At 39.3% G+C, this 6,185-nt stretch carries 11 protein-coding genes and 1 pseudogene; 8 read left to right on the top strand and 4 right to left on the bottom strand.

All coding sequences use genetic code 11. The features are described 5' to 3' along the window. Positions 1-95: 95 nt before the first annotated feature. On the bottom strand, positions 96-422 hold the full coding sequence (locus AC1DRF_RS14455) for a DMT family transporter (protein ID WP_013057875.1): 327 nt from the start codon (positions 420-422) through the stop codon (positions 96-98). Then, positions 419-952 (bottom strand): TetR/AcrR family transcriptional regulator, encoded by a 534-nt coding sequence (locus tag AC1DRF_RS14450; protein WP_043981414.1) that lies wholly within the window; start codon positions 950-952, stop codon positions 419-421. The genes AC1DRF_RS14455 and AC1DRF_RS14450 overlap by 4 nt, the downstream gene beginning before the upstream one ends. 216 nt (positions 953-1,168) lie before the next feature. Between AC1DRF_RS14450 and AC1DRF_RS14445 the strand changes: the two genes are divergently transcribed. Then, positions 1,169-1,756 (top strand): poly-gamma-glutamate hydrolase family protein, encoded by a 588-nt coding sequence (locus AC1DRF_RS14445; RefSeq protein ID WP_477740993.1) that lies wholly within the window; start codon positions 1,169-1,171, stop codon positions 1,754-1,756. Here AC1DRF_RS14445 and AC1DRF_RS14440 read toward each other — a convergent pair. Beyond that, positions 1,707-2,261: an HAD-IIIA family hydrolase gene (locus AC1DRF_RS14440; protein WP_097822759.1), complete on the bottom strand. Its 555-nt coding sequence runs from the start codon at positions 2,259-2,261 to the stop codon at positions 1,707-1,709. The genes AC1DRF_RS14445 and AC1DRF_RS14440 overlap by 50 nt on opposite strands. 148 nt (positions 2,262-2,409) lie before the next feature. Here AC1DRF_RS14440 and AC1DRF_RS14435 point away from each other — a divergent pair, with 148 nt between their 5' ends. Next, on the top strand, positions 2,410-3,732 hold the full coding sequence (locus tag AC1DRF_RS14435) for an AlbA family DNA-binding domain-containing protein (RefSeq protein ID WP_477740992.1): 1,323 nt from the start codon (positions 2,410-2,412) through the stop codon (positions 3,730-3,732). A gap of 157 nt (positions 3,733-3,889) precedes the next feature. Then, complete coding sequence (locus AC1DRF_RS14430; protein WP_477740991.1) at positions 3,890-4,036, top strand: hypothetical protein; 147 nt, start codon at positions 3,890-3,892, stop codon at positions 4,034-4,036. 39 nt (positions 4,037-4,075) lie between these two features. On the opposite strand, the gene AC1DRF_RS14425 is transcribed toward AC1DRF_RS14430, so the two are convergent. Continuing rightward, positions 4,076-4,519 carry a hypothetical protein gene (locus AC1DRF_RS14425; protein ID WP_427075962.1) on the bottom strand — a complete coding sequence of 148 codons (444 nt, stop codon included), beginning with the start codon at positions 4,517-4,519 and terminating at the stop codon, positions 4,076-4,078. A 118-nt stretch (positions 4,520-4,637) separates the two neighbouring features. Between AC1DRF_RS14425 and AC1DRF_RS14420 the strand changes: the two genes are divergently transcribed. The 5 genes and pseudogenes from AC1DRF_RS14420 to AC1DRF_RS14400 form a co-directional block, all read left to right on the top strand. Beyond that, positions 4,638-4,856: a DUF1659 domain-containing protein gene (locus tag AC1DRF_RS14420; RefSeq protein WP_013057868.1), complete on the top strand. Its 219-nt coding sequence runs from the start codon at positions 4,638-4,640 to the stop codon at positions 4,854-4,856. Between the two features lie 15 nt (positions 4,857-4,871). Beyond that, positions 4,872-5,084 carry a DUF2922 domain-containing protein gene (locus tag AC1DRF_RS14415; protein WP_034650620.1) on the top strand — a complete coding sequence of 71 codons (213 nt, stop codon included), beginning with the start codon at positions 4,872-4,874 and terminating at the stop codon, positions 5,082-5,084. A 55-nt stretch (positions 5,085-5,139) separates the two neighbouring features. Next, positions 5,140-5,277 carry a YvrJ family protein gene (locus tag AC1DRF_RS14410; protein WP_013057866.1) on the top strand — a complete coding sequence of 46 codons (138 nt, stop codon included), beginning with the start codon at positions 5,140-5,142 and terminating at the stop codon, positions 5,275-5,277. An 84-nt stretch (positions 5,278-5,361) separates the two neighbouring features. Further along, the gene (locus AC1DRF_RS14405) at positions 5,362-5,775 is read left to right on the top strand and encodes a BlaI/MecI/CopY family transcriptional regulator (RefSeq protein WP_013057865.1); all 414 of its coding nucleotides are present in this window, start codon (positions 5,362-5,364) and stop codon (positions 5,773-5,775) included. Positions 5,776-5,778: 3 nt separating this feature from the next. Next, positions 5,779-6,185: pseudogene (locus tag AC1DRF_RS14400) on the top strand (M56 family metallopeptidase); the annotation flags it as partial.

The raw sequence follows: 6,185 nt of genomic DNA, 5'->3' as shown, positions 1-6,185 counted from the left end.
AGAGTATAAAAAAGGAAAACGATACATACTACTTTCATAAGTAGACAGTCGATTTTCCTCCTTTGCTTAAGAGTCAGTATTTACTGGCTCTTTTTTTAGTGAGCCACTGATTTTAAATTTAAAAGAATGACTCCTGCAATGATTAATACGATGCCAAATACCATCGTGAGACTGCCGCTTTCTTTCCAAATAACTACGCCAATCACAGCTGTCACAGCAGTTCCTACACCAGACCAGATGGCATACGCAACGCTGAGTGGAATGTGCTGAAGCGATGTGGAAAGCGCATAGAAAGCAAGACCAAACCCTAATAAAACACCAAGACTAGGCCAAAATTTTGTAAATCCGTTTGATGCTTTTAACATAGATGTACCGAATAACTCTGAACTAATAGCAATCGCTAAAAATAAATAGGCTTTCATCGAAAACCCTCCTCTGTTAATTTCCGAAGTTGTTGTTGAATCTGTTTTTGCATGTCTGGATCCACGGGTGCGAGCCCAAACATTTGACTGAACCATAATCCGTCAGCTGCTAGGCGCACAATGGTAGCAAGGACTGGATCAATGTCGTCTTGTTCAATGTGCTGCTGCCACTTTTCGTATTGCTTTTGAAAGTGCTGCAGGAGTTCAGGATTGGTTGCAATACCTGCAAGTAACCCCGCGCTCATCACTTGTTCACGCTGAAGGTCATGAAGCGTCTCAGCGAGATAAGCCCGGCTCCATTTGCCAGGAGAATTGTCATGTTCAACTTGTACGTTTAGTCCGTCATCATATTTCTTTGTGACTGAATACAGCATTTGCTTAATCAATTCATCTTTTGAAGAGAAGTGATACAACAAACCGCCTTTACTGACGCCGGCTTCTTTTGCTACTTTTTCAAGCGTCAAATTTCCAACACCGTCACGCTGTACAACCTGCGTAGCTGCAAGCAATATATCATCAAATGTAGACACACGAATTTCCTCCTTTTTGATTTTCCCTAGAATACTTTACCGTCTGGACGGTTTGTTTGGCAATACTTTTATTTCGAATTTCAAAAAAAATTTTTGTGCACACTAAAATATAAAGTATAAAAACAAAAATAAACGAGTAAACAAAGGGTTAATACCTTTACTATATGAAGAAAAAGAAAAAATAAAGCCTGGGTATATGAAAGATAAAAGAAAGGTGTGAAGAAACGGATGAGGGATGTGTATCAAAGTTTTCAAGAACTATCACAGTGTGAACGAGCGGGAATTGATTACGAAATAGAATGTGTCGTTCGCCGGAGAGAAATTGTCGTGCTTGCTATTCACGGAGGAACGATGGAAATTGGGACAGAAGAAGTAGCAGAAAAAATAGCAGAAAAGCTGAACGCAACGGTGTACGTATTTAAAACGCTGAAAACAGAAAATCCGTTTGAATTGCATGTTACGTCTGCAAACTACGATGAAGAAATGGCGCGTCATCTCGTTAAAAAATCAGAGGTCACGATTTCTCTTCACGGTGCCTACAGCGACGTCTGCACGACTTATATCGGAGGAAGAGACGAAAAGTTAGAAAAAGCGGTGCGTCATGCACTCTCAGGTTTTCCGATCAGTGAAACGCCCGTGCATTTAAAAGGCGTTTCACCTCGAAATATCGCAAACGGCAATCAGCGCCACAAAGGACTGCAACTTGAAATAACCACTCCGCAGTATGAACAATTATTACAGAACAATCAGCTGTTTAACGAGTATGTGAATGCGGTAGTATCGGCTGTGAACTCAGTGATGTAAAGATAAATTCAACAGCTTCCTGTATATTGGCTGCAATAAAGGCTGCTTGTACGTCAGCCCATTTTTCCCGTACATGTAACGTGTCGTGCCCAGCTCCTGTTAACACTAAAATACATTGTGCTCCTGCTGCATGGGCCGCTACGAGGTCTTTCCACCGGTCGCCAATCACGATGCAATTAGCCAAATTTAAGCTGTGCTCCTCGGCTGCTTTTAACAGCATGCCCGGCCTTGGTTTGCGGCACGAACAATTGTCTGAATCTTCATGAGGACAAAGGTAAACATCATCAAATCCAAAAGCTAAAAGCTCAGAGATAAACTGTGATTTCTTTACCTTTCCTTTTGTAATATCGGGCTGATTCGTAAAGGAAAACAGCGGAATGTTTTGTTTCTTTATGTCTATAATCGCTTGCTTTGCTTGGGGGAACAGCTGAAAATCACCTGGATATTGTATTTCATTACTGCCTCCAATCGTTCCGTCTCGGTCTAAAAATATTGCTTCAATCATATTCTTCACCTCTTTTTCTATCATAATATAAAACAGGATTAATTTGGTAAAAACTTTGTTTTTTGAAAAAAATCAAAGAAATATGACTGTCTTTTTACTTCTCATCATATGGATAAGTTAAATAGAAGTGGTGAGGAGGGGAAGACAAGTGAACGAAGAATCGTTTTATTCACCATTTATAAGCGAAGACGGAAAGAAAAAAACAATTGGAGAAATTGAGTTTTCAGATGTGCAGCGCATGATGAAAAAATATTTAGAAGAAGGCTATCAGCTTGAGTTCAAGCGCGAAGTAAGCTCAACGGTCAAACGGAAAATCCCAAATATCATCGCTTCGTTTGCCAATGAAAAAGGAGGGTGGCTTATTTTTGGCGTAGATGAAGACGACCATTCCATTAACCTGCTCGAGCGCAAAGAATATGAGCTGTTTATTAATAATATGCTTAAAGATGTCACCAATCCCATTCCTCGTATCGTTACGCGTTTTTTATCACCTGAAGATCACCCCGGGCAAGGTGTTTTTGTTATTTGGATTCCCGAAGGCCCAAACCCTCCGTACATGTCTTACGGGAAAATTTACAGAAGAATTGGAAGCGGCACATCTCCCGTTACGGAAATCGATGATCGCTATCATTTAGATCGACTCTATCAAAAATCCGAGGATCAAACGCAGCGAATAGAGGAATTTTGCACAAAAGAACTGTCTATCTATAACAGAAAATGGCCGATGCACGGGAAAAGCTATATTCATTACGGGATGTGTAATATGTACGTGCTGCCACTATATGATTTGCATTTAGTTGAACAAATGGAAGAAGAACGGTTAAAGCAATATATTTTAAGCAAGTCTAGCGAGCCAAAATACTATCGTTTGGACGACGAGAGTACGGTGATGCTGCATACACCGTTTGTTAAAGCCTCTTATTCAGCGGAATCTATCATTTTTCGAAGCACAGATGTGATTGATGCGTATGATAAAACAATTGCGTGGGAGCAGTTTTATAACGGATCAGCTAAGTTTCATATTCCTATTCCGTACATGGAAGAATCAAAACCAATTCATGACGTATTAAAGTCAAGTATTTCAAGCTACATCGATGAGACGATTTTTGAGCAGTTTCAATATATAAACGGACCCTTTTTTCTCACATCTTTAATCAGCTGCATCGGCGGATACATTGATTGTATGATGGAATTAAAAGCAGAGCTGGAAGATATGATTATTGTGATTGACTTAGAGAACGTTCGAAACGATGTGCTTTACTTTCCACATGAGCAATTTCAAACATTTCTAGAAGAAGAAGGGCTCGTCTTTTCAGATAAAAAGCAATATCGATTTAATCGATCATTTAAAACAACAAAATTAGGAGGGAATCTGGAGCTTCTTGCCTACGTTGATTATATCGTGACAGCGTTTGGCCTTTCAAAAAACCAGTCCATTGACTTTCTTAAACACTCATTAAATCAAGGATAAAATATACAATTTTTTGACAATAACTAAAAAAATGACAAAAGTGAAAAAAAGTATGATAATATCTTTCGTAAGTAATGAGCAAGTAAAGAAGAGAAAGGGGACTCTTTTTTACGGATGCCGTTGCTAGGTAGGGTTAAACATAAGGGGAGAAAAGGCAATGAAAAAAGCGACATCCATACTTCTAATTGTCCTAGCACTGGCTGGGTTAGGAGGAGTATGCGCTGCTTATTACCATTTGGAGCAGCAAAAGCAAACGGAAGAAATGACGTATGAACAGAAGTACATAACCGTAARAAATGCATGAAAAAACCAGCCGATCGGCTGGTTTTTTTGGGGTTTCAAGTCATAGTAAGTAAAATAAAGATTTTGCTTGTTCAGTTTTTTTAAATAACTCCAATGATGTATAGACGCAAAATAGAAAGCCAACGCTTGAAAAAACAAAAAACAAGCGGAGAAAAGGGCGTTTTCTTTGAACGCGAAAGTACGTAAAAACAACGAGTGAACATACAAGCAGTACGCTCATAGCAGCAAATCGAATCGCGAGGTCTGCTAAATCATCAACCGTACGCTGAAACAATTTTAGCGTTTCATCGTTCAAATCAGTCTCAGGAATGTTCGTTTTGTCTTGCTGATTTAACACCCCTACATCCCATTTTTCTCGACTATAATCATGAGAAACCGTGTAGTAAAACGGACCAAGCTTTTTTTCATCTGCACCGTCGTCAGCAAGTGCTGAAGCTGGGTGCATGAATGCTAGAACAAAAAATAAAAAGCTCCACTTTCTCATTACCAAAGCCTCTTTCTAACTCAGACTATCTCCCATTATAAACCAAAAATTTTTATGTTTCCATCATCCCTCTTTCCTATTTCCATTTCTATATATAAAGTGAAAGGGGGAATAAAAGATGGCAGAAAAAATTCAGCATTCAAGCCAGCTTCGCTTAGTATTAGAACAAGGAATAAAAGAGGATGGAAAACCCGATTTAAAGACAAAATCCTATATGAACATTCAGCCTGGAAGTTCTGCAGATGCACTCATTACAGCAAGTGAAACCATTGCCAGCCTGCAGTCACTGCCGCTTGTTGAAATCAACGAAGTTGTCACGTTTTCACTTTTAAAATAAGAAAAGAGGTAGAGTATGAAAACTTTAACGATGCAGTTTTTGAATGAGTCACAAAAAGCAGTAAGCCTATCGATTGAATCACCTAAAGATACGTTAGACGCGGCAGCCATTACAGCAGCAATGAACGCGCTGATCGCAAGCGATGTCTTTACTTCAAGCGGCGGAGCACTCGTTTCCAGAAAAGGCGCTCAAATCGTCGAGCGAAATGTAACCGAATTTACGATTTAAAAATGAAAGTCCTTCCACTTCGGTGCGAAGGGCTTTTTTAAAAGGAGAGAGGAAGATGACAGAGTGGTTTACGCTTGTCTCAGACGTTGGTTTTCCCGTTGTGGTGACGCTTTATTTACTTCACCGAATTGAAGCCAAGCTCGATACAGTTGTGCTATCCATTCAGCATTTAACCGATGAAGTAAAAAAGTGATTATGACAATTGTAAGGCAGTTGTCATGGAAAAGTTGACGGATTTGACACCTCACACTACAATTGGTAGTGTGAGGTGTCGAATATGAAAATTGAAAAATTCAAATTTAACGAAACCGGCCTTAATCGCTTTTTTGGCCCGCTTGAAGCAAAAATTATGACGGCTTTATGGAACGGAAGTGAAATGTCCATTAAAGATGTGCAGCACGTGCTTGAGAAAGAAAAAGCAGTGAACTTCAACACCGTTATGACCGTTATGAATCGATTGGTGGAAAAAGGCGTGTTGCAAAAGCGTTTAAAAGGACGTACGTCGATGTATCAGCCGATTCTCTCTAAAGAGGAATTTATCGACGCTCAGTCGAAAGAGTTAACGCACGAATTGATCGACGAATTTGGTTCGCTTGCTGTTACTCATATGCTTGATGCGTTAGAAGAAGTTGATGATTCACTATTAAGCATGCTCGAATCAAAAGTCAAACAGTTAAAAAAGGATGAATAATCAATGAATCAAGGAATACTAAAGCGTTCTAAGCTTATTTTTAACCTGTGCTTTTTTATTGCCGTGACGTTGCTTATGCAAATGGGCATGTATGTGCTGCATTTGCTGTTTGGATGGAATTTATCGTTTAACTYAATTTTACTTTGTAACAAAGTAGCCCACTTTTTCGGCTTGTTTTTTATTGAATACATGCTGAATGCGGTTATTTTTCATACGATGTTTGTACTGTTCATTAAAGCTGTAAAGCAAGTGATTCAAATGCGGAAAGTCCGTAAAATGATTACGAAGCTGCGAAATGAAACAACAACGGCTCACCTGCAAAAAGCGTACGGAAAGAATTTAACAGTTTTAACAACAGATCAGCCCATTGCATTAACAATGGGATTGTTTACACCGCACATCGTTCTGTC

The organism is Priestia sp. P5_B4, assembly GCF_056400385.1.
This window is presented reverse-complemented; position numbering and strand designations above follow the sequence as displayed.